We start from the raw sequence: 20,378 nt of genomic DNA, 5'->3' as shown, positions 1-20,378 counted from the left end.
TTGGCGATCCGGATCAACATTTTCAATGTGATCTGAATCCAAGTTTGAAATTTAAACAGATTAGCCGCTTGACTCCTGCAATACTAATGCAATGTCATTTTGAGAATAGTTCTTGTTTACTACCTAAAGTGGGTTATTCAATAGCCGGTCAGCTCCATATAACCCACGCCGGTTTGTGTGCCCTTGATGGTGATTGGCCCTTCCCAGTAGGGGATAGACAGGTTCATGGCGGCATTGGGATTGAGGGCTTCCAGAGTCAGTGACAGAGACTCTCCCGGCAGCTCCAGTTGCCAGGCGACAGGGTAGCGACCGCTGGCCGTTTGTTGCCAGTTCTTGACGCTGAGGCTGATATCATCGAGCGCCAGCGGGTGGCCACTGCCGTCGGGATACATGCGCTTGCCGCTGAAAAAGGCTTTGTTTTCCTGCTCTCTGAGCTGAAACAGCATCAGGGCCGAGCCGTCATCGAGCCGTAAGGCGAACCAGTCCCAGCCCTGTTGGCCGTGACTGAGAAACTCTGAGCTCCACTCCCTATCGAGCCAGGCATTGCCGGATACCTGCAGCCATTGCTCCTTGTGGCGCACTCTGCCTTCGACCCGAATAAAGGGCTGGCTGTAGTAGTAAGAGGCTACAGTGCCGGCGGCATTTTTACGGCTGAAACCCTTGTCTCCCTGGATCTGCAGCTCGGCTTGGCTATCGAGTTGCAACTCGAAGGCAAAGTCCTCTTCGCTGACCTGTAAACTGGCGGGAAACAGCCCGCTATTGGGACCGCTTGCCGCCTGGCTTTGCCAGCGCCAGTTATCGAGCCAGACCCTGAGCGGCAAGCCCATGGCTCCGGCTTGAGTTTTGTCCTGGGCTCCCTGGGGATGGGCTGCTTTGCCTTGGGGCGCGGCAAGCGCGCCCCTGGCCCAGCGCTCGGCGCTTTGGTGACTATCTTGAAAACTGAGTGCGCTGTGAGCCATATAAAGCTGATTCGTCGCCCAGGGAGAGCTGGATTCAGGTTCATCCGGGGAGAGGGTGATACGAAACTGAGTCCATTGCAGCCCGAGGGGCTCACCGCTTTGCGTGGTCAGATTGGCGGTCAGATACCACCACTCCTGACGAAACCTGGGGTGGGGCAGGTGATCTTCCGGAAATTGCAGCGCCGCGCCCGGCTCGACTTTGGCATAGCCTTCGCTCGCTGTACCCATCACCCGGCTCATGGCCCGAGAGTCTTGCTGCTGAGCCTGGTCTTGATGAGCCTTATCGCAGCCGCTCAGCACAGCGCCGCCCAGCAGTAGACCCACTAACAAGGGCACTACGGCACGCCACCGCATTGTAATCAATCGCATTAGAGCACCTCCTGTTGCAGGCTGGAGACCAGAGAGCGGCGGCTCTGCCAATAGAGGGGAACTATCACCGCCAGGATGCAGCACAGCAGCGACAAAAGCACCACCCGGCCATAGGCCAGCCAGTCCCACTGCATGGCTATGGTCCAGCCGAAGGCCTGCAGCGTCACCTTATGGATAAGCAGGTAACCGAGAATCGCCCCCATGGGCAGGGCCAACAGACAGGTGAGCAGCACCACCAGCAGCATCTGCAACAGCAACATAGACAAAAGCCGGCCACGGGTAAGCCCGAGCGAGCGTAACATGGCGAAGCTCGCCTGGCGGGACTGGGTCAGCATCAGCACGGCACTGAAAAGCCCCACGGCGGCCACCAGTAAGGTCAGGGTGTTGAGTACCAGGGTTATGCTGAAGGTCTTGTTGAAGACCCGAATCGCCTCGTCGCGAATTTTTTGCTGGCTGTAGACCTGTATCGGGCTGAGTCCGAGCTCTTGAATAAGGGCGCGCTCTAGGGCGGCAATGCTTGTGAGTCCTGCCCCCTTGGCCCTTTCTGCACTTGTTGCTATGCCGCTCACAGCCAGGCTGACGGCTTCAGTTGGCAGCTTAAGCTCTTGCCAGAGGGATTGTGCTAGCAGGACCTCACCCTTGGGATTGCCATAGTCGTAATAGATGGCGCTGATGGGCAGGGTCAGTGGTGTCTTACATTCCTTATCCGGGCAGAGGCTGAGCTGGTCGCCTGGCGCCAGCCCCAGCGTCAGCGCCAAGGGCTCGCTGATAGCCAGAGCCTGGCCTTGGATCACAGTCTGCAGCGCTTGCTGTTGCTGGTTTTGGGCTCCTTGCACCTGTTCCTTGGAAGCAACTTGTTCCTGGAAAGTAACTTGGGCCGGGGTCTTCAGGGCCGTGGTGCGCGCGATAGAGTCGGCGTCCCGGCTGATAAGGTTTATCTCCAGCGTATTGCCGCTCCCCTTGGCATAGAAGGGCGCCTGCCAATGGTAGAAATGAGCCAATCCGGGGGCTTGCTGCTCAAGAAAATGCTCCAGATTTGCCATATTGCCGGCGCCCGGGCGGATATAAAGCTCGGCATGCAGGCGGGTGTCGAGCCAGCTTCTGAGGGTCTTGTCAAAGCTGCCTACCAGGGTATTCATAGCGATATTGGCACACAGGGCCAGTAGCAGCGCCATCATGGCCAGCGCCAGCGGTGCCACCAGCTCTCGGGTATCGGCGATGGCGTACTTGCTGAGTCCGGACGGAAACAGCCGCGCCAATAGCCCGAGTAAAGACTGCAACAGTTGCGGCAACAGCAGCGGGATAGCCAGGGTCAAGAGCCCCATTAAGCCCAAGCTGTGTTGGTGGGTTTGGCTCAAGGGGTAAAGCAGCGCCGTCAGGGCAAGCAGCGCAACCCCCATGAGAAACAGGCGTTTATGCATGCTTCTGTGTCTGTGGGCATGCCATTGGCTCTGGGTATTTTGCGCCAGGCTCTGATGACACAGCTCAAGATACAGGGGCACGCAGGCCAGCAGTGCGGCGATAAGTGTCAGACCGGCGCCTTCGGCCAGCCATTGCCAGCGCCAGTTCCCCGGCAGCAGAGTCGCACCATAGAGCTGCTCCAAGGTCAGCGCCACCATGGGCTGCAGCCACTGGCTGAGCTGCAGCGCCAGAATAAAGCCGCTGGCCGATCCGATGAACACCAGCAGCAACAACTCCAGCAGCAGCGCCAGCATCAGGGCGCGTCGTCCCAGGCCCTGCTTGAGTAACAAGAGCAACAAACGGCGGCGTTTCATCAGGCTGTAGCGCACGCCGTTGTAGGCGATAAACAGCCCCACCACGAAGGCCAACATCCCCATGGCGTTGAGATTCAAATGAAAACTGCGGGTGAGCGCGGTCAGGGCGGCGCCCTTGTCCTGCTCGCTGATATTCAGCTTGCCCAGCGGCAGTCCGCTTTGCTTGAGTTGTGCTTTGAGCCTTTGCGGCTCGCCAAAGAGGGCGATATAGCTGAGGGTGCCTTCGCGCTTTAATAGCTGCTGGGCCAGTGAGATATCCAGATAGAGGCGGTTGCCGAGCTGCTGTGAGTCGGCGAGCGCCAGCACTTCGAGCGTGCGTCCACCGAAGGACAGGGTTGGCGGCGCCTTGAGTCCCTGATGCAGGCTGTCACTCATGACAATGATGGACTCACCGGCGAGCAGTCTATTCAAGGGCAGATGGTTGCGGCCATTGCCCCTTTGCTCGAAGGTGCCGAGGGCGGCAATGATATCGCTGCCTTCCACTTGCCACTGGCGACCCTGAGCGTCGTCAACGACGCCGCTGATCACCGGCAGTGCCTGGATGCCGCTTTGGCGCAGTTGAAAATAGAGTGCTTCATCGAGGCTGGCCCCGCGGGCCTTGGGGGTGATAAACAGGCTGGCCTGTTGTCCCAGGGCTTCGCCCGCCTCACGGTAGCTGTTGATGGCGTTGTCGTTGGTGGCCTTGACGCCAATCAGCAGAGTCACCGCCAACACCACTCCCAGCAGTATGGCGCCGGCTTGCAGTGGTGCCTTGCGATAGTGGGCCAGGGTGACTTTCAGGGCCTGCCAAGCCAACTTGATTGTGGTCAGCGCCCCTGTGTCATTCATGAATGCGCCCTTGCTGCAGGTGCCAGCGGCGCTGCATATAGGCGGCGGCCGTTTCGCTGTGGGTGACCATCAGAATGGCACTGCCGGCATCGGCGGCGAGAGCGCACAAAAGCTGCATCACCTCATCACCGGCGGCGGCATCCAGGTTGCCTGTCGGTTCATCGGCCAGCAGCAATTCAGGCCTATGGGCCAGGGCGCGGGCAATGGCTACTCTCTGCTGTTGACCACCGCTGAGGCTTTCGACTTCCCGGTTCAACAGTGGCGTTAGCCCCAGTGCCTGCACAAGGTGATCGCACCAGGCTTGCCAGCCTTCACCGAGCAGCGACAGGGGAAAAAGAATATTGTCGCGAACATTGAGCGGCGTCAGTAGGTTGAATTGCTGGAACACCACCCCCAGATGGCGGCGGCGAAAGGCGCTCCACTGTTTGTCCTGCCAGCGGCTGCTGTCTTGACCTGCCAGCAGGATGCGCCCCTGATCCGGGTGCTCAAAACCGGCTATCAGATTCAGCAGTGTGCTCTTGCCGCTGCCACTGGGGCCGGTCAATGCCACCGTCTCGCCGGGTTTGATCTCCAGGCTGAGATTTTCCAGCACCCTGTGGGGGCGATCGCCGTCCAAAAATCCTTTGCTTACCCCTTCCAGCAACACCTGGCTCTGCATTTGAACTCCTGTGAACCGCAGTAATCTGCTACAGCATAACAAGTTTTTTCAATCGGTGAACTCGACTTTCGGCTGTTGTTGCCGCGTGAACCGAACTAAGTTCTGTTGCTTGGGATTAGCCCAAGATCAACATTTTTGCAGTAAACAGGGCGAGAGTCGGTTTTGGCCCTTGAGCCGGAGGCCATTTAGGCGCAAACTGTGTCACCTGCCACGAATAACGTGGCAATCCGTTCGGATGAAGGTAGCAGGAGAGTGGGGAATCGCCCCCACACCGACGAGGCAATTTCCACCGGTTAACCCGGTTGGAGGTACTCTTTCAGGTGCCGGTCAGCATTGACGGCGTGGACTGTTACTGGACGAGCCTCTGGAGAGACCGGGCATGCCCCGGCGCCGAAGGCGAAAGTGCCGGCTTAGGCCAGCGCGAAACGCTCAGGCAAAAGGACAGAGGAGAGGATGATTGCACCGCCTTGCCTCTGGTGAACTTTCGCTTTTGGCCTCTGCTGCCGCGGTTTCGCAGCCATTTCTTTTCCTCCTCCGTTTATTAATTTTGATGTTTAATAACTGAGGAATCTATGGATTTTCATGCACTTCTTACCCAGATAAACAGCATTGTCTGGGGACCTGCCACTTTACTCTTGCTGGTGGGAACCGGTATTTATCTGAGCTTCAGGTTGGGATTCATTCAACTGTTGCGTCTGCCGCTGGCGCTGCAGTTGTTGTTCAAACCCGCCAATGGCAAGGGGGAGCTCTCCTCTTTTGCCGCGCTCTGTACTGCTTTGTCGGCCACCATAGGCACGGGCAATATTGTCGGGGTGGCTACTGCCATCAAACTCGGTGGCCCCGGCGCCCTGTTCTGGATGTGGGTTGCTGCCCTTTTTGGTATGGCCACCAAGTACGCCGAATGCCTATTGGCGCTTAAGTTTCGTACCACAGATCGCCACGGTAATATCGCCGGTGGCCCCATGTACTACATAGAAAAAGGCCTGGGGCTCGGTTGGTTGGCCAAGCTGTTTGCGGTTTTCGGTGTTGGGGTGGCGTTTTTCGGTATAGGAACTTTTGCCCAGGTCAATGCGATTTCCGAAGCTATGACCATCGCCTTTGATGTGCCAGCCTGGATCACTGCTGTGGTACTGACCTCGCTGGTGGCTGCTGTGACCTTAGGGGGTGTTAAACGGATTGCGGCTGTGGCGCAAAAGTTGGTGCCCACTATGGCTATAGGCTATGTGGTTGCCTGTCTTTGGGTGCTGCTGAGCGCCAGTGAGGCGATCCCGGATGCGATAGCACTGGTGCTGCATTCCGCCTTCAATCCAGTGGCGGCGACCGGTGGCTTTTTGGGGGCCGGTATCGCCCTGGCGATTCAAACCGGGATTGCTCGTGGGGTATTCTCCAACGAGTCGGGTTTGGGTAGTGCTCCGATAGCGGCGGCAGCCGCCAAGACCAAGGAGCCGGTTGAGCAGGGGTTGGTGAGCATGACGGGCACCTTCTTCGATACCATTATCATCTGCACTATGACGGGTTTGGTGCTTATTCTTACCGGTGTCTGGAATGGCGATAGCGCCGGGGCTGGCATGACCAGCGCCGCTTTCTCCAGTGCTACCACGCCGCTGATTGGCCAGTATTTGGTAACCGTAGCGCTGGTGTGTTTCGCCTTTACCACCATTCTTGGCTGGAACTATTATGGCGATCGCTGCTGGAGCTATCTCACCAAGGGCCGCTGGATCCCGCTCTATCGCTGGTTGTTTCTCGGACTTATCGCCTCGGGCGCCTTTATCACGCTGGATCTCATCTGGCTGCTCGCCGACATAGTCAACGGCTTGATGGCGATACCCAATCTGATTGCCATTATAGGTCTGCGCCATCTGGTGCTGGCAGAAACCCGCAGTTATTTTCAGCGTCTGCGTGGCTGCAGTGATGAGGCCATGGCTCAGGCTGATAGCTGATAGCTGTCAAGGGATGCAAACAGTCTTCACACCGCCTTATCCTGGTTAACCTGGCAGGCGGTTTAAGGTTGTCACTATTTGCCGGCTCCTATTCGGTAGCCGCTGCTGATATATTACTGGGCTATCTGGCGGAAAGGGGCTGATAGCTCAGTGTTATACGCCATGTCAGCAAGAGTCTATTTCACGCCGTGAGTTTAGTTTGCTGTTAGCCGGCAGTGTATTATCCGGCGCTCGCCGATGGATGAATTTTATGTAAATTCGCGCAGAGTTACTTGTGTAACATTATGGCTAATGCTTAAATAACAAGATTAATTTTTGACCTGTAATCAGTTGGTTGTCTTCAGTCGCCTGATGTACTTCGGCATTGATTGCCCAAGAGGGTGTGCCTGACAGAGGCTCTGCTGTTGCAGAGATACAAGGATATAGTCAGAGAGGCAGATTTATGCCGGATAGCAAGACACTCAGGACTTTTCGCAGCCGCATTCTGTTTCAAATAGCTGTTCCCTTGATCATTATCATGACTGTGATCTCAGGGATCACCGGCTGGTATAACTATCAGGATGAAGAAAAGGCCTTCTTTACCGATCTGGCCGAAAAAGCCGACTTTGCTGCCAAGCGGCTCGAATTTGAATTGTCTTTGGCGCAGCGCAATACCCAAACTCTGGCCTACAGCCTGGGGCATCTTGAGTCATTCGAGCGTCTGCAGCAAGCTGACAATCTTTATCAACTGCTTAAAGACAGATTGCAGCGCAACCCCAATTTTTATGGCAGCGCCATTGCCTTTCAGCCCGGATTTCTGCCCGGGCAAAAACGCTTCGCGCCCTATGCTTTTCGCCAGGATCTTTCTATTGCGATTATGGACATAGGTCAGGAAGCCTATGATTACACCAGCGGCGAATGGGGATGGTGGACCGAGGCGCTTAAGCATCCTGACGGTTATTGGGCTCCTCCTTATTTCGACGAGGGGGCCGGCAATGCCTTGATGATCACCTTCTCACAGCCTTTTGGCAGTGAAGCTGCACCTTTGGGAGTCATAACCACAGATCTGGCGCTTTCCAGCTTGCCGATTCGCTTGGGAATCGATCCCAAAAAGCTGTTGGTGTTGGATAACCAGGGGCGGCTCATCTATCACCCGGACAATAACCTTAGCCGCAATGCCAAATTGGAAGATTGGCTCGTCAATACCGCCGCTGGAAAGGAAGCGGCACAACATATCTACGCCGCCGACACTCCTGAAGTAGCACTGAGTGACCTCAATGGTGTGCAGTACCTTGCCAGTGTTGCCAGAGTGGCGCCACTGGAATGGCGGGTGTTGGTGATTACCCCACAAAAACAGTTGTTACGCGCTTTCCTTCAGGATTTCAGCTCGTTAACAATCAACCTGTTGTTGTTGGCCATATTGTTGCTGGTGACCAGTTACTGGAGTGCCAAGCGTCTCACCCAGCCCCTGGAGCAGTTGGAAGCCGGGATAGTGGATTTCAGCAAGGGATTGATAAAACGTTTACAAAAGCCTGAAGGCGTAGTGCGGGAAATTGCGACTCTCAGCAATAAATTCAATGAGATGGCTGAAATCCTCGAGGAGAGAGAACAGGCACTGCTCGACTCCCGAGGCAACAGATTTGCCAAGCTTATCGACGGCATGAGTGACAAGTCCTTCTATTGCTCTATGGATCCTTACGGTGCGATAGTGCAGGCCAGCGATGGGGTGGAGAAGGTGTTGGGCATCTCCCCAGAGGTGCTCAGGCGCAAGTATCAACGGCTCTTTTCCAGCAACAGCATCAACGAAGCAAATTGGCAGTATATGGAACAGGCGCTGGCCGGCGAGTCTGTGCCGCCGCATCAGGTGGAGTTGGCCGATGCCGAAGGTGGGCTGAGACGTTTGGATCTGTTTATGCAGCCCTTACTCGATGAGGAAGGCAAGTTGATTTCGGTGGAAATGCTGTTCAACGATGTTACCGAGCAGTTTTCCGCCGCGGCCTGGTCCAACGCAGTGCTGGAAGCGGCGCCAGAGGCGATGCTGATTGTCGATGAAAATGGCATGCTGGTGTTCTCCAACAGCCGTTGTCAGGAGCTGTTCGGCTATAACGCCGAGGAGATGCTCAAGCTCAACATAGATCAATTGTTGCCGGAAGTGGATCGTTTGCAGCATGCGGCCAAGCGTCATACCTTTGTGACTGACGGTAAGGATCGCATGATGGCCAAGGGCAAGGCGCTGCAGGCACTCAAGTGTAATGGCTCCCAGTTTCCGGTGCAGATAGGTTTGAGCCTGTTACCGGCCGATCATAAGGGCAAACGCCAGGTAGCAGCATCGATTCGGGATCTGACCGAGCAACTGGCGGTAGAGCGTAAAATTCGCGAGAGCGAGAGCCGTTTTCGCGGTCTGGTATCCAATATCCCCGGCGCCGTTTATCGTACCAGGGTCGATGAACAGTGGACCATGGAGTATGTCAGCGACAATATCACAGAGATAAGCGGTTATCCGGCCTGGCATTTCATCGACAGCAAGAAGCGCAGTTATGGCTCCCTGGTCATAGATGAAGACAAGCAGCTGTGTATTGACACCATAAACTCGGCTCTGGCCGAGCAGCAAGCCTTTGATGTTGAGTATCGCATTCGCCACCGGGATGGCAGCGTGCGTTGGATCCATGAAAAGGGTAAGGCCAGTTACGACGAAGATGGGAATCCTCTCTGGTTCGATGGTAGCCTCAACGACATTACCGACAGCAAGCTGGCTCAGGAAAAGATGGAGCAGTCGCGGGAGCAACTGGAAACCATCACTGAGTCTGTGCCCAGTACTGTGTATCAACTGTTTTGGCAAGGCCCGCAGCAACGCAGATTCACCTTCCTTTCCAGTGCAGCCATTGCCACTTTGGGCCACCACAAGAATGAGGTAATGGCCGATTTTGAACTGGTGGCCGAGCGGATCGTTACTGAAGATAGAGACAGTATTATTCGGCTGCTTTCCGGTGAAGGGGGGCTGCAGTGGATCAAAGAGTTTCGCTACCGTCATCCTTCCGGCGAGGTACGTTGGCTTGAGGCCGGTGCCAAAGGCAGTAAACAGCAGGATGGCATGCTTTGGAACGGTTATCTGACCGATATCAGCGGCCGTAAAAAGATGGAAACCGAGCTGGCTCAGAGTGAGGCCCATTTCCGCGCCCTGTTTGATAACGCAGGCATAGGCATAGTCAATCTGGATGATCGCGGCACCATAATGGATTGTAACGGCCAATTCTGCAGTGATATGGGAATGAGCGCCGAACAGCTTAAACGTCGCTCGTTTGCCGAACTGATGCTGCCGGAAGACAGAAGCAAAGTCAGCGAGTTGTACGAGTGCCTGCAGCAGAGTGACGATCACAGTGTCAGCGGCGAGTGGCGCCTGCTCAGTGCCTCGGGCGAGCCTATGTGGATGGCTGTCAACGCTTCTGAAATTGAGGAAGAAGGTGATCGTGAACGCTCAGTGGTCATGAGCATTGCCAATATTACCCGCTTGAAACTCTTGTCCAATGAGCTGATGACGGCCAAAGATGAGGCCGATGCCGCCAACAAGGCCAAGAGCGACTTTCTTGCCAATATGTCCCACGAGATACGCACCCCGATGAATGCCATTATCGGTATGTCACAACTGTGCCTGCAGACCAAACTGGATAACAAACAGCGTAACTATGTGGAAAAAATTGAACGGGCGTCGCAATCCCTGCTGGGGATCATCAATGACATTCTCGACTTCTCCAAGATTGAGGCCGGCAAGCTGGATATCGAAGTGGTGCCGTTCCAGCTCGACAGTATTTTGGAAGATCTCGGGGATATGTTCTCGGAACGTGCCGCTGATAAACAATTGGAGCTGTTGTTTGCCGTGGCCCCTGGTGTGCCCAGTTATCTGGAAGGGGATCCGCTGCGCCTCAGTCAGGTGTTGATTAACCTGATGAACAACGCCATTAAATTTACCGAGCGTGGCGAAGTGATGCTGTCGATAACTGAGCTTAGCCGCGAGCAGGATGAAGTGATCCTGAGATTCGCAGTGCGCGACAGTGGTATAGGTCTGACGGCCGAGCAGCAGGCCAGGTTGTTTAAGTCTTTCAGCCAGGCAGACACCTCAACCACCCGTAAATACGGTGGTACCGGGCTTGGGCTGGCGATTTCCAAACAGCTGGTGGAACTGATGGAGGGTGAAATCGGTGTCGAGAGCCAGTTTGGCAACGGCAGTTGCTTCTTCTTTACCGTGCGGCTCAAAGTGGCGGAAAACGACAAGCTGAATGTCGAGCAGGAACTGGAAGGTATGCCCATTCTGGTGGTCGATGACAACGGCACCGCCAGAGATATCTTGCGCACTACGCTCGAGAGCATGGGCTTTGCCGTCGACTGTGCCCGCAGCGGCATGGAGGCGCTGGATAAGGTGAAGCGCAAGCCCTACAAGATGGCCCTGATCGATTGGAAAATGCCTGAGATGGACGGTATGGAAACTGCCCGGCAAATATTGCAGCTAAAGGAGCCGCCGCTGATCCTCATGGTATCGGCCCACGCCAACAGTGACTTTATCGAACAGTTGGAGCAACTCGGGATCAACGGCTATATCACCAAGCCGGTCAGTGCCTCCAGATTACTCGACGGCATTATGTTGGCGCTTGGACGTCAGGGGCATATTCCCGTCAGGCGCAAGGTACTGGATCTCGAATCGCTGCAACTGGCGGCTCTTGTTGGCAAACGCGTGCTGCTGGTGGAAGACAATGAGATGAATCAGGAGGTGGCGACCGAGTTTCTCGAGCAGGTAGGCATAGACTTGTCTATCGCAGAAAACGGCCAGATAGCGCTGGAGAAGCTGGCGCAGCAGCAGTTTGATCTTGTGCTGATGGACTGCCAGATGCCAGTAATGGACGGCTATCAGGCCACAGAGGCGCTGCGCAAGATGCCAGGGCTTGAGCAGTTACCTGTGGTCGCCATGACGGCCAATGCCATGGCCGGCGACAAGGAGATGTGCCTGAGGGCCGGCATGAATGATCACATTGCCAAGCCGATAGAAGTCAGCCTCTTGTATCAGGTGTTGTTGCAGTATCTGGGAGGGGGACAAGCCCCAGTTGCAGGGAATAATAACACAGGTATGGCCGATGGAGATGATTCTGAGGATCTGGTGAGCTGGCCGGAACAAGAGAGCCTGGATATCGACCGGGGACTACAACTGGTGCAGCATTCCGAGCGCCTCTATCGACGTATCCTCGAGCGTTTCCTAGGTAGTCAGGGCAATGTCGGCAAACGGATTCGCAAGGCGCTCAAGGAGCAACAGCAGGAAGAAGCCGTTCGGGCGGCGCATACCCTAAAGGGGCTGGCCGGTAATCTCTGCTCTGAGCCTTTGGTGGAAGAGGCGCGGCAATTGGAAGCCAAGTTGGCAGCCGGCGAAGAGTGTGAGCAAGAGTTGCAGGCAGTGGAAAAGCGGGTCGCCGTTATTGTCGACGCCATTGCGGACTGGATGGGGGATAAGCCGCAAAGCGCTTCTCAGACGGAAGCTGATGCCGCCGAGGAGATGGATACCGAGACGCTTAAAACCGCTTTGGAGCAACTGCAAAGCAGTCTGGAAGATGCTGATGCCGAAGCCGTCGTCCAACTGGAAGCATTGAGTCGCCGGGTGAGTAAACCGCTGTGGCAGCGCTTGAAACCTGTCAGCAGCATGGTTGGCAGCTATCAGTTTGATGATGCTGCCGATCTTGTCCGCGAGCTGCAGCAAGAGCTGAACGAGACTGAGTGACCCTGGCTATACTCAATAGGTAATGTGGGTCACAGGATATACCAGTGACGTCCAAGAGCGATGCGGAACCTGGAGTAAGAGGGAGATTGAGATGGAAAAAGCCACTGTACTGGTGGTGGATGATACACCGGAGAATATTGATATTCTGCTCGGGATCCTCGGCGATGACTATAAGCTCAAGGTGGCGATAGATGGCCCAAGAGCCTTGGCGTTGGCGCAGAAGAATCCTCCGGATCTAATCCTCCTGGATGTGATGATGCCGGGTATGAATGGCTATGAGGTCTGTAAGCGTCTCAAGCAAGAGCCTATGACTTGCCATATTCCGGTGATCTTTGTCACCGCTCTCTCTGAAGTGGCCGATGAGACCCAGGGGTTTGATTTGGGAGCCGTCGACTACATCACCAAACCTGTCAGTGCCCCGATAGTTAAGGCGCGGGTACGTAACCATCTGGCCCTCTATGATCAGCAGCGCTTGCTGGAACAACAGGTGCGTGAACGCACCCACGAGCTGGAACAGACCCGTTTCGAGATCATTCGTCGCCTGGGCCGCGCAGCCGAATACAAGGATAACGAAACCGGCTTACACGTTATTCGCATGAGCCACTACGCTAAGCTACTGGCGCAGCAGGCCCAGTTGCCGGAACACTTCTGTGAACTACTCTATAACGCGGCGCCCATGCATGATATTGGCAAGATAGGTACGCCGGACGCAGTGCTGAAAAAGCCGGCCAAGCTGGATGCCGAAGAGTGGAGAATCATGCAACAACACGCCGAAATCGGCGCCGAGATTATTGGTGAACACCCGGATCCTCTACTGCAGATGTCCCGGCGCATTGCGCTGACCCACCACGAAAAGTGGGATGGCTCAGGTTATCCCAATGGTTTGAAAGGCGAAGATATTCCTATTGAGGGACGAATAGTCGCCATTGCCGATGTCTTCGATGCCCTGACTTCGATTCGACCTTACAAGAAGGCCTGGAGCATAGAAGATACCATGGCGCTACTGGAGTCAGAGGCGGGGAAACACTTTGATCCTGAACTGGTGGAGTTCTTCAAACAGATACTGCCCCAGGTGATTGAGGTGCGTGATACTCATATGGAAACCGAGTCCGGCACCGAATAGCAACAAACTGTGGATAAAAATAAAGGCGCCGACGGCGCCTTTATTGGCTTACTCATTATTACTCCTGCTCTTCCAGAGAGTAAGGCAGAGGCAGTACCGTCAGTTCGCTGTTTTCATCATCGGCGATACGGAATTTGGCGCCGACTTCTGTGTCATTGGCCAACACTGCGGTCAGCAGCAACTCGCCATTTCGTTGTACGGCTTCAATAATGCTGCCGCCCTTACGAAAACCGCCATCCAGCGCCTTCTCCAGCGAGGTTTCAGGGCTGACATCGACAGTGGCTTTACCTTTGAGGATATAGAGGGCCCGCTTGTTGCCGCCGCGATACTTCATTCGGGCGACGGTTTCCTGGCCCATGTAGCAACCCTTGGTGAAACTGATGCCATTAATTGCCTGCAAGTTGCACATTTGCGGCACAAACTGACCCATATGTGCCGCCGGCAGGTTAGGATAGGCGGCGAGGATTTCCAGCTCTTGCCAGGCACTGGCATCGACTAGTAGCTGTTGCTGACACAAGGCCTCGGCCTCGGCCTTGGGCAGTACCAGAATAAAGCGCTCGCCATCTTGCAGCACTACGCCGCCTTCGATGACGCTGACTTGTTGTTCGGCGTTGAAGCCCGGGAGCTGCTCTGCCAGCCAAGTGGCAGCCTTGGTCCCGGCAACACCCAAGAGGCTGTAATCGTCACTGACATCGACCAGTTCGGCCTTACTGAATACCGCATACTTCTTCAATTGCGGCAAGTCAGCTGCCAGGGTATCTCTTGGCATCATCAATATCAGGGCATCACCCAGAGTAAAGGTTCTGAAGCTTGAAAGCATCTTGCCTTTGGGGTCGCAGTGAGCGCCCCAGCGCCACTGCTCTGTCGTGAGAGAGCTGATATCTGTGGTGACCTGACCGTGGATAAAGCTACGGCCCTGTTCACCGGTAACGGCAAGTAGACCCAAGTGAGAGAGGCGGGAAATAAGCAGATCCGGAATGCCGGCATCCAGAGGCCAATCGGGCTGAGAAACGCAAATGCTCATAACAAGATCCTGAGATTGAAGGCATTAAGAGATCTGCGATTGTAGCGGATTTGACAGAAATAAACAGGGCGCCAAGGGTAATAAGGCGCCCTGTGAAAATCAGAACAGCAATCGGGTGCGGATAGTGCCTTCGATAGACTTGAGTTCTGTTAGTGCTTCTTCCGCCTGAGTGGTATCCACTTCCATCACCACATAACCTATGGTCGGTGTGGTTTGCAGGTACTGGGCTGAAATGTTGATGCCTTTCTCCGAGAACGCCTGGTTAATCTTGATCAGAATACCGGGGCGGTTATGGTGAATATGCAGCAGTCGGGAGGCATCTTTATGCTGCGGAAGCGATACTTCCGGGAAGTTAACTGCCGACAGGGTAGAGCCGTTGTCTGAGTATTTGGCCAGTTTGCCGGCAACTTCAATACCTATGTTTTCCTGGGCTTCTTCTGTGCTGCCACCTATGTGTGGGGTTAACAGCACATTGTCCAGACCGCGCAGCGGGCTTTGGAATTCGTCAGTATTGGACTTGGGCTCAACCGGGAAAACGTCAATAGCGGCGCCGGCCAACTGTTGCTCTTTGAGGGCGACAGCCAGAGCGTCGATATCTACCACTGTACCGCGGGAAGCATTGATCAGTATGCTGCCCTTGCGCATCATCGCCAGTTCGGCCTGGGCAATCATCTCTTTGGTCTGAGGTGTTTCGGGCACATGCAGGCTGACCACATCGGCCTGAGACAGTAGTTGCTCCATGGAGTGAACCTGCTGGGCGTTACCCAGCGGCAGCTTATCTTCGATATCGAAGAAGATCACTTTCATCCCTAAGGTTTCGGCAAGGATCCCAAGCTGGGTGCCGATATGACCATAACCTATGACCCCAAGGGTCTTGCCACGGGCTTCGAAGCTGCCATTGGCGCTCTTGAGCCAGCCACCACGATGGGCCAGGGCGTTGCGCTGCGGAATACCGCGCAGCAACATGATGATTTCACCGAGTACCAGTTCGGCCACGCTGCGGGTATTGGAGAAGGGCGCGTTGAATACTGGAATACCCAGTTGCTCGGCCGCCTTGAGATCGACCTGGTTGGTACCGATACAGAAACATCCTATGGCAACCAGCTTTTCAGCTCGTTGCAAGACTTCTTGGGTCAGTTGGGTACGGGAGCGGATTCCGACGAAATGGGCATCTTTGATCGACTGCTGCAGTTCAGCGCCGGAAAGTGATGCCTTATGATACTCGATATTGGTGTAGCCAGCCCTTTCCAGCACATCAACGGCTGATTGGTGGACGCCTTCCAACAACAGGATTTTAATTTTATCCTTGTCCAGCGAGTGTTTCGCCATGATATAGGTACCCTCTTGATTATTAACTAATGTACGTATGCTATGATATTTTCGCTCATGCCCAACCAAAGTAGCACTTTTTTCAGATGAAGTGGAGGGCTAGATGGCTAAAGTATTTTTCCCTAATTGAGAACAATCACTGGCATAAGGAAAGTGGCTTGAAAAACACAATTATCTGGCTGGTCATTTATTTTGCGGTACTTATTTGGTCGGCCATTGCCCCCAAAGATGATTTCACTTGGTGGTTGGAAGCGCTGCCGGGTATGTTGGCACTGCCGATATTGTTTTTTACCCGCAAACGTTTTCCGTTGACCCCGCTGCTTTATGGCCTGATCTTGGTGCATTGCCTGATACTGTTTGTCGGCGCCCACTACACTTATGCCGAGGTGCCGCTGTTCGATACTTTGGCACAGTGGATGGGCTCTGAGCGCAATAACTACGATAAGTTGGGTCATTTGGCGCAAGGGTTTATCCCGGCAATGATTGCCAGGGAGATACTGCTGCGTAATCAAGCGGTGAAACCTGGTGCCTGGTGTGCTTTTCTGGTCAGTTGTTTTGCCTTGGCCTTATCGGCCTTCTATGAACTGATTGAATGGTGGGTCGCCGTTGCCACCGGAACCGGCGCCGAGGCTTTTCTCGGCACCCAAGGTTACGTCTGGGATACCCAGTCGGATATGCTAATGGCCCTTGTCGGTGCTATCGCTGCCTTGTTCTTCTTATCCTCATTTCATGACCGTCAACTGCGGCATTTAGGCATAGATTGACAGTTGGAACAAAGAGTTTTGGATACACTCTTTACAATCTTTTGTCAGAAAAGTCGTTAAAGATTGTTAGAATAATACTTTATGGTGATGAAAACCGGACACTATCTGGTCAGAATCGTCTGATGCTTTTTGTGTAGTAGCGCTTAAAGTGATTAAGGAAGCTATCCCTTTAGGGATATAAGCAAGACTTTTCAGGGAGAAGAGTAAAAATGAGTAGTATCAATGAGTTGGTTTTTATAAATCAAATAGCCGCCCCTTGTCATTTGGCCATACTGGCCGAGTCCATCGGTCTTAAGACCCGTATAGTACGCCATCCGGAGCAGCTGGAACCGCAGAAGAGTGATAGTACTTTTTATCTAATCTCTCAGAAGGGGGCTGCGCTGGATAATAAGGGGATCCCTTTATTGGCCAGTCGTCTGGTTTCTCACGTTCCAGTCGCTCTTTATCAAGTCAACAGAGGGTCACTGGATCAGGAATCGGCTATGTTGCTGGGGATCCGCGGAGTGCTCTACTCAGATCAGCGTATCGATCTTATGCTTACTGGTCTGCGCAAGATGGTGGCCGATGAGCTCTGGTACGACAGAACCCTTATCAGCAAGATGTTCCGTAAGTTGGTCAAAACTCTGGATACAGGCAATGAGATGTCGGCCGATACAGTTTCCATGCTGCAGATGTTGACCCGGCGTGAGCGAACCATTATTCAACTGGTTTCCAGCGGCGCCAGGAATAAAGAGATAGCCCAGCGTCTGTGTATTAGCGAACATACGGTTAAGGCGCATATCTCATCGATCTTCCGCAAGACCCAGTCTCGTAATCGAGTCGAGTTGTTACGTTGGGCCCAGACTTACCAAAGTCACTTCGATCTCATCAGTTGATTTGTCGCTGGATTTAGCTTGAACTTGGCCCCGAATGGGGCTTGTTTATGCTTTGATGGCTTTTATGTAAGCCAAGTTAGTGGAAAATTCCTCTCAGAGTGCGGCAGTCACCGCTGCTTGGTGCTGTTTTGTGTCTCGGTAATGGCTTTCAGCCAAAGCTATGATAGCTGCTGTGCCCGCGGCGAAAGTCGTGGGCAAATGAGTCCATGCACAAGGGCCAGTTCACCATCCCTGTCTCGCGCTCATAAGCTTGTTGCTTCGCAACATTCGCCTTGCTCGACCTTCGAGCCTCGACATCCCTGTCTCGGCTACGCCAATTTGCAACAACGCCAGCGGCGGCTCCGAAGGGGGAATTGGTGCAATTCTGCAATCATAGCGTTGCTTGAAATTGCTTATATACCTACAGACATACGCCTATTTCCCAGGCACAGGCGGAACTGTGACCGTCGAAAACAGGGCCGAATTTTGTTCCTGACAAATTCGGCATTTCCTACGTCCATGTAGGTCAGATGTTTTCGTCGAGGCTACCACCGCATTTGTTCCAGACAAATGTCGGTATACACTCCGTCCATGGAGATAAGGGATGGGTTCACAACAACTTCCCTGTTTAACGGCCAGCTCACCGTCCCTGGCTCGCGCTCGAAAGCATGTTGCTGCGCAACTCTCGCCGTGTCACAGGATCGCCTGTGCGAGAGGCGCACCGCAGGTGATGGGTTACGTCTGTGGTCAAAAGCCCGGCAAGTATTGGTGAGGGATTTAAGGCTTAAAGCAATGCTAGCCGCCGTGCCAGCGGCGAATACTCGCCTTGTTATTCGATGCTTATGGTATGGGGTTTCCTGGAAACCGCTGGAACCATGAGTTTTCAAGCCATAATGACTCACGCTCAGTTGGCGATTGGACAAATAAAAAGGGAGCCAAGAGGCTCCCTTTCGCATAAAGCACCAGAGTGATTAGTTCTGGATAACAGTGGCAACGTTGTAGTCGCCGCTTTGGGTTACGCTGATAGCATTGCTGGCGCCGGCCTGAGAACCGACAACCAGGTTTTCGTTACCGCTTTGGGTGATCATCAGGCTGTTACCTGTACCAACCACGGCGAAGGCGCCGCCTTCAACACCGCTCACCCAGTTGTTGTCACCGCTTTGAACGATTTGAGCCAGGTTGTCATCACCCAGGATCAGCAGATCAACCAGGTTGAGCTCACCACTTTGAGTGGTTTCGATATCGGTATTGTTGTAGCCAACCACTGTGACCAGAGCTTCGTTGGCGCTGCCGTCTTGCTCCATATCCACTTCGTTGTTATCGCCTTCCAGTTCGGCATAAGCAAAGTTTTCAGTGCCTTCCTGATGGATTTCGATCTGGTTGTCTTCACCTGTGGTGAAAGCGACCAGTTCGTTGTAATCACCCTGTGAAGTCAGGTCCATGCTGTTGTCTGTGCCATAGGCGGCGGCAGTGGCAAAGTTGGTGCTGCCATCCTGCTCCAGGTCGATGTTGTTGTCGTCACCCCAGATTTGAAATTCAACGCCGTTGGTGTCGCCTTCCTGCTGGATATCGACTAGGTTATCGCTACCCTGAATATCGGCAACCAGCAGATCGCCCACCGTGTTGCCGTCACCTTTCTGATAGATTTCAACGTCGTTGTCATCACCTGTGGTGAATTCGAGCACTGCGGTGTTGGCTGTGCCGGTTTGCATCATTTCGATGCTGTTTTCAGAGCCGGACAGGGCATAAACAAAGCCAGTGTTCAGAGCGCCTGCCTGATCAATTTCGATACTATTGTTATCACCGTCAACGCCACGAACACCACCTATGTTGGCGTTACCTTCCTGCAGTACGGTCACAGAGTTGCCGTTGCCTACATTGGGACTGAAATCAACGGCTATCATGCCAGCTTCGTTGTTGTTACCGTTCTGGCTGATGTAGCCAAAGTTGTCGTTGCCGTTGACACGGAATACTGCAAAGTTGGTGTCACCGTTTTGGTTTACTTCGGCGCTGTTGTTGTCACCGATCAGCTCAACATTGGCTTCGTTGAAGAAACCGGATTGAGCGACAGTTGCGGTGTTGACGTTACCATCCACATCGACGCTGGCAACGTGCCAGTCTTCATTCTGAGCTACAGTGATTTTGTTTTCGTCGCCCTTGGAATCAACATAGGCTTCGTGCCAAACACCGTCTTGAACCACAGTGGCTTCCTGGGCAGAACCTTCTTGATTGATGACAGTCAGGTTCAGAATGCCGGTTTGCTCGGCATAGACTTCCTGACCTACAGTGCTGCGGCTCTGTTGGTTAACTGAGATTTCATTGACACTGCCGGCGAAAGCTTGGGCACTCATACCCAGACCCGTTGTGATAGCCAGTGCAATCAGTGACTTTTTAGCTTGAGATTTCATTAAACGCTCCCTGTGTTTTTAATACTGCGTGATGCTGATAGTGGCAGCATCGGCAATTTGTTGTATCGAAAAATTGGCGCTGCCAAGCTGGTTGAGTTGCACCAGATTGTTATTGCCTATTTGAGTGATGTTTGCCTTATTGGCGTCACCCACCTGCATCATTTCAACCTGGTTATTGACCCCGAGTTGTACTACTTGCGCCTGATTTCCCAACCCGGCTTGGGTGAGGATGGCGCTGTTGTCAATTCCGGCTTGAACTATGATGGCTTGGTTGAAACTGCCTTGTTGCATCAGGTCGACCAAGTTATCGCGTCCCTGAGTTTCCAGCAGCGTCTGGAGGGTGACTGGCAACTCCTGTAGTGCATTCACCTGGCGTTCTGTCGCTGCTGTACCAAGACTGGTCAACAAAACGGCCGAACCAAACAGGATTTTTGCGAGTACCGACACCTAAGACTCCTTTTCGTACATATCCTTGATTGAACCAGAGTGGTACAAATCAGCAACAAAAGTTACGCGCCTTGAGCCGGGGTCGCAATCGGAGTTAAAGGCTATTTAGGCTTTAGTCGATATTGCTTTTTGCAATAATGGTGAATTGATTTATTTTGTTTTA

12 protein-coding genes and 1 riboswitch are annotated in these 20,378 nt (G+C 53.8%); of the genes, 5 read left to right on the top strand and 7 right to left on the bottom strand.

Going from position 1 to position 20,378, the window contains the following annotated elements; translation table 11 throughout:
- Window positions 1–137 precede the first annotated feature (137 nt).
- Genes WKR14_RS16930 through WKR14_RS16920 form a run of 3 tightly spaced genes read right to left on the bottom strand, consistent with a single transcriptional unit; the run spans window position 138 to window position 4,589 of the window.
- Window positions 138–1,328: a lipocalin-like domain-containing protein gene (locus WKR14_RS16930; RefSeq protein ID WP_339087017.1), complete on the bottom strand. Its 1,191-nt coding sequence runs from the start codon at window positions 1,326–1,328 to the stop codon at window positions 138–140.
- Window positions 1,328–3,931, bottom strand: a complete 2,604-nt coding sequence (locus WKR14_RS16925; RefSeq protein ID WP_339087015.1) for an ABC transporter permease — start codon at window positions 3,929–3,931, stop codon at window positions 1,328–1,330. Before WKR14_RS16925 ends, WKR14_RS16930 begins: the two co-directional genes overlap by 1 nt.
- Window positions 3,924–4,589, bottom strand: coding sequence for an ABC transporter ATP-binding protein (locus WKR14_RS16920; protein WP_028779415.1), 666 nt, complete (start codon window positions 4,587–4,589; stop codon window positions 3,924–3,926). The genes WKR14_RS16925 and WKR14_RS16920 overlap by 8 nt, the downstream gene beginning before the upstream one ends.
- Before the next feature lie 354 nt (window positions 4,590–4,943).
- Window positions 4,944–5,044, top strand: a riboswitch (glycine riboswitch).
- A gap of 117 nt (window positions 5,045–5,161) precedes the next feature.
- Between WKR14_RS16920 and WKR14_RS16915 the strand changes: the two genes are divergently transcribed.
- The 3 genes from WKR14_RS16915 (at window position 5,162) to WKR14_RS16905 (ending at window position 13,389) form a co-directional block, all read left to right on the top strand.
- Entirely contained in the window at window positions 5,162–6,529 is a 1,368-nt protein-coding gene (locus WKR14_RS16915) for an alanine/glycine:cation symporter family protein (RefSeq protein ID WP_101052885.1), read from the top strand.
- A 442-nt stretch (window positions 6,530–6,971) separates the two neighbouring features.
- Window positions 6,972–12,266 (top strand): PAS domain S-box protein, encoded by a 5,295-nt coding sequence (locus WKR14_RS16910; protein ID WP_226565682.1) that lies wholly within the window; start codon window positions 6,972–6,974, stop codon window positions 12,264–12,266.
- A gap of 91 nt (window positions 12,267–12,357) precedes the next feature.
- The gene (locus WKR14_RS16905) at window positions 12,358–13,389 is read left to right on the top strand and encodes a response regulator (RefSeq protein WP_101052889.1); all 1,032 of its coding nucleotides are present in this window, start codon (window positions 12,358–12,360) and stop codon (window positions 13,387–13,389) included.
- A 58-nt stretch (window positions 13,390–13,447) separates the two neighbouring features.
- Here WKR14_RS16905 and ygfZ read toward each other — a convergent pair whose 3' ends face one another.
- A complete protein-coding gene (gene ygfZ / locus WKR14_RS16900) occupies window positions 13,448–14,413 on the bottom strand; it encodes a tRNA-modifying protein YgfZ (RefSeq protein ID WP_165565587.1) in 966 nt (321 codons plus the stop codon).
- Between the two features lie 99 nt (window positions 14,414–14,512).
- Window positions 14,513–15,742 carry a phosphoglycerate dehydrogenase gene (serA, locus tag WKR14_RS16895; protein ID WP_101057465.1) on the bottom strand — a complete coding sequence of 410 codons (1,230 nt, stop codon included), beginning with the start codon at window positions 15,740–15,742 and terminating at the stop codon, window positions 14,513–14,515.
- 158 nt (window positions 15,743–15,900) lie between these two features.
- Here serA and WKR14_RS16890 point away from each other — a divergent pair, with 158 nt between their 5' ends.
- Complete coding sequence (locus tag WKR14_RS16890) at window positions 15,901–16,506, top strand: DUF2238 domain-containing protein (RefSeq protein WP_224866114.1); 606 nt, start codon at window positions 15,901–15,903, stop codon at window positions 16,504–16,506.
- A 209-nt stretch (window positions 16,507–16,715) separates the two neighbouring features.
- Window positions 16,716–17,381: a helix-turn-helix transcriptional regulator gene (locus WKR14_RS16885; RefSeq protein WP_101057461.1), complete on the top strand. Its 666-nt coding sequence runs from the start codon at window positions 16,716–16,718 to the stop codon at window positions 17,379–17,381.
- Between the two features lie 950 nt (window positions 17,382–18,331).
- On the opposite strand, the gene WKR14_RS16880 is transcribed toward WKR14_RS16885, so the two are convergent.
- Both WKR14_RS16880 and WKR14_RS16875 read right to left on the bottom strand, forming a co-directional pair.
- Window positions 18,332–19,768, bottom strand: coding sequence for a curlin (locus WKR14_RS16880; RefSeq protein ID WP_101057458.1), 1,437 nt, complete (start codon window positions 19,766–19,768; stop codon window positions 18,332–18,334).
- Window positions 19,769–19,786: 18 nt separating this feature from the next.
- The gene (locus WKR14_RS16875) at window positions 19,787–20,215 is read right to left on the bottom strand and encodes a curlin (RefSeq protein WP_101057456.1); all 429 of its coding nucleotides are present in this window, start codon (window positions 20,213–20,215) and stop codon (window positions 19,787–19,789) included.
- Window positions 20,216–20,378 lie beyond the last annotated feature (163 nt).

Source organism: Shewanella chilikensis, assembly GCF_037953065.1.
Taxonomy (GTDB): Bacteria; Pseudomonadota; Gammaproteobacteria; order Enterobacterales; family Shewanellaceae; genus Shewanella; species Shewanella chilikensis.
Note: the sequence above shows the minus strand (reverse complement) of the source record. Positions and strands in the feature narration are given on the sequence as shown.

Excerpts from the sequence above, each read along its gene's own strand:
- WKR14_RS16925 (WP_339087015.1), bottom strand. The coding sequence starts at position 3,931 with ATGAATGACACAGGGGCGCTGACCACAATCAAGTTGGCTTGGCAGGCC.
- WKR14_RS16910 (WP_226565682.1), top strand. The coding sequence starts at position 6,972 with ATGCCGGATAGCAAGACACTCAGGACTTTTCGCAGCCGCATTCTGTTT.
- ygfZ (WP_165565587.1), bottom strand. The coding sequence starts at position 14,413 with ATGAGCATTTGCGTTTCTCAGCCCGATTGGCCTCTGGATGCCGGCATT.
- WKR14_RS16880 (WP_101057458.1), bottom strand. The coding sequence starts at position 19,768 with ATGAAATCTCAAGCTAAAAAGTCACTGATTGCACTGGCTATCACAACG.
- serA (WP_101057465.1), bottom strand. The coding sequence starts at position 15,742 with ATGGCGAAACACTCGCTGGACAAGGATAAAATTAAAATCCTGTTGTTG.
- WKR14_RS16905 (WP_101052889.1), top strand. The coding sequence starts at position 12,358 with ATGGAAAAAGCCACTGTACTGGTGGTGGATGATACACCGGAGAATATT.
- WKR14_RS16885 (WP_101057461.1), top strand. The coding sequence starts at position 16,716 with ATGAGTAGTATCAATGAGTTGGTTTTTATAAATCAAATAGCCGCCCCT.
- WKR14_RS16915 (WP_101052885.1), top strand. The coding sequence starts at position 5,162 with ATGGATTTTCATGCACTTCTTACCCAGATAAACAGCATTGTCTGGGGA.
- WKR14_RS16930 (WP_339087017.1), bottom strand. The coding sequence starts at position 1,328 with ATGCGATTGATTACAATGCGGTGGCGTGCCGTAGTGCCCTTGTTAGTG.
- WKR14_RS16920 (WP_028779415.1), bottom strand. The coding sequence starts at position 4,589 with ATGCAGAGCCAGGTGTTGCTGGAAGGGGTAAGCAAAGGATTTTTGGAC.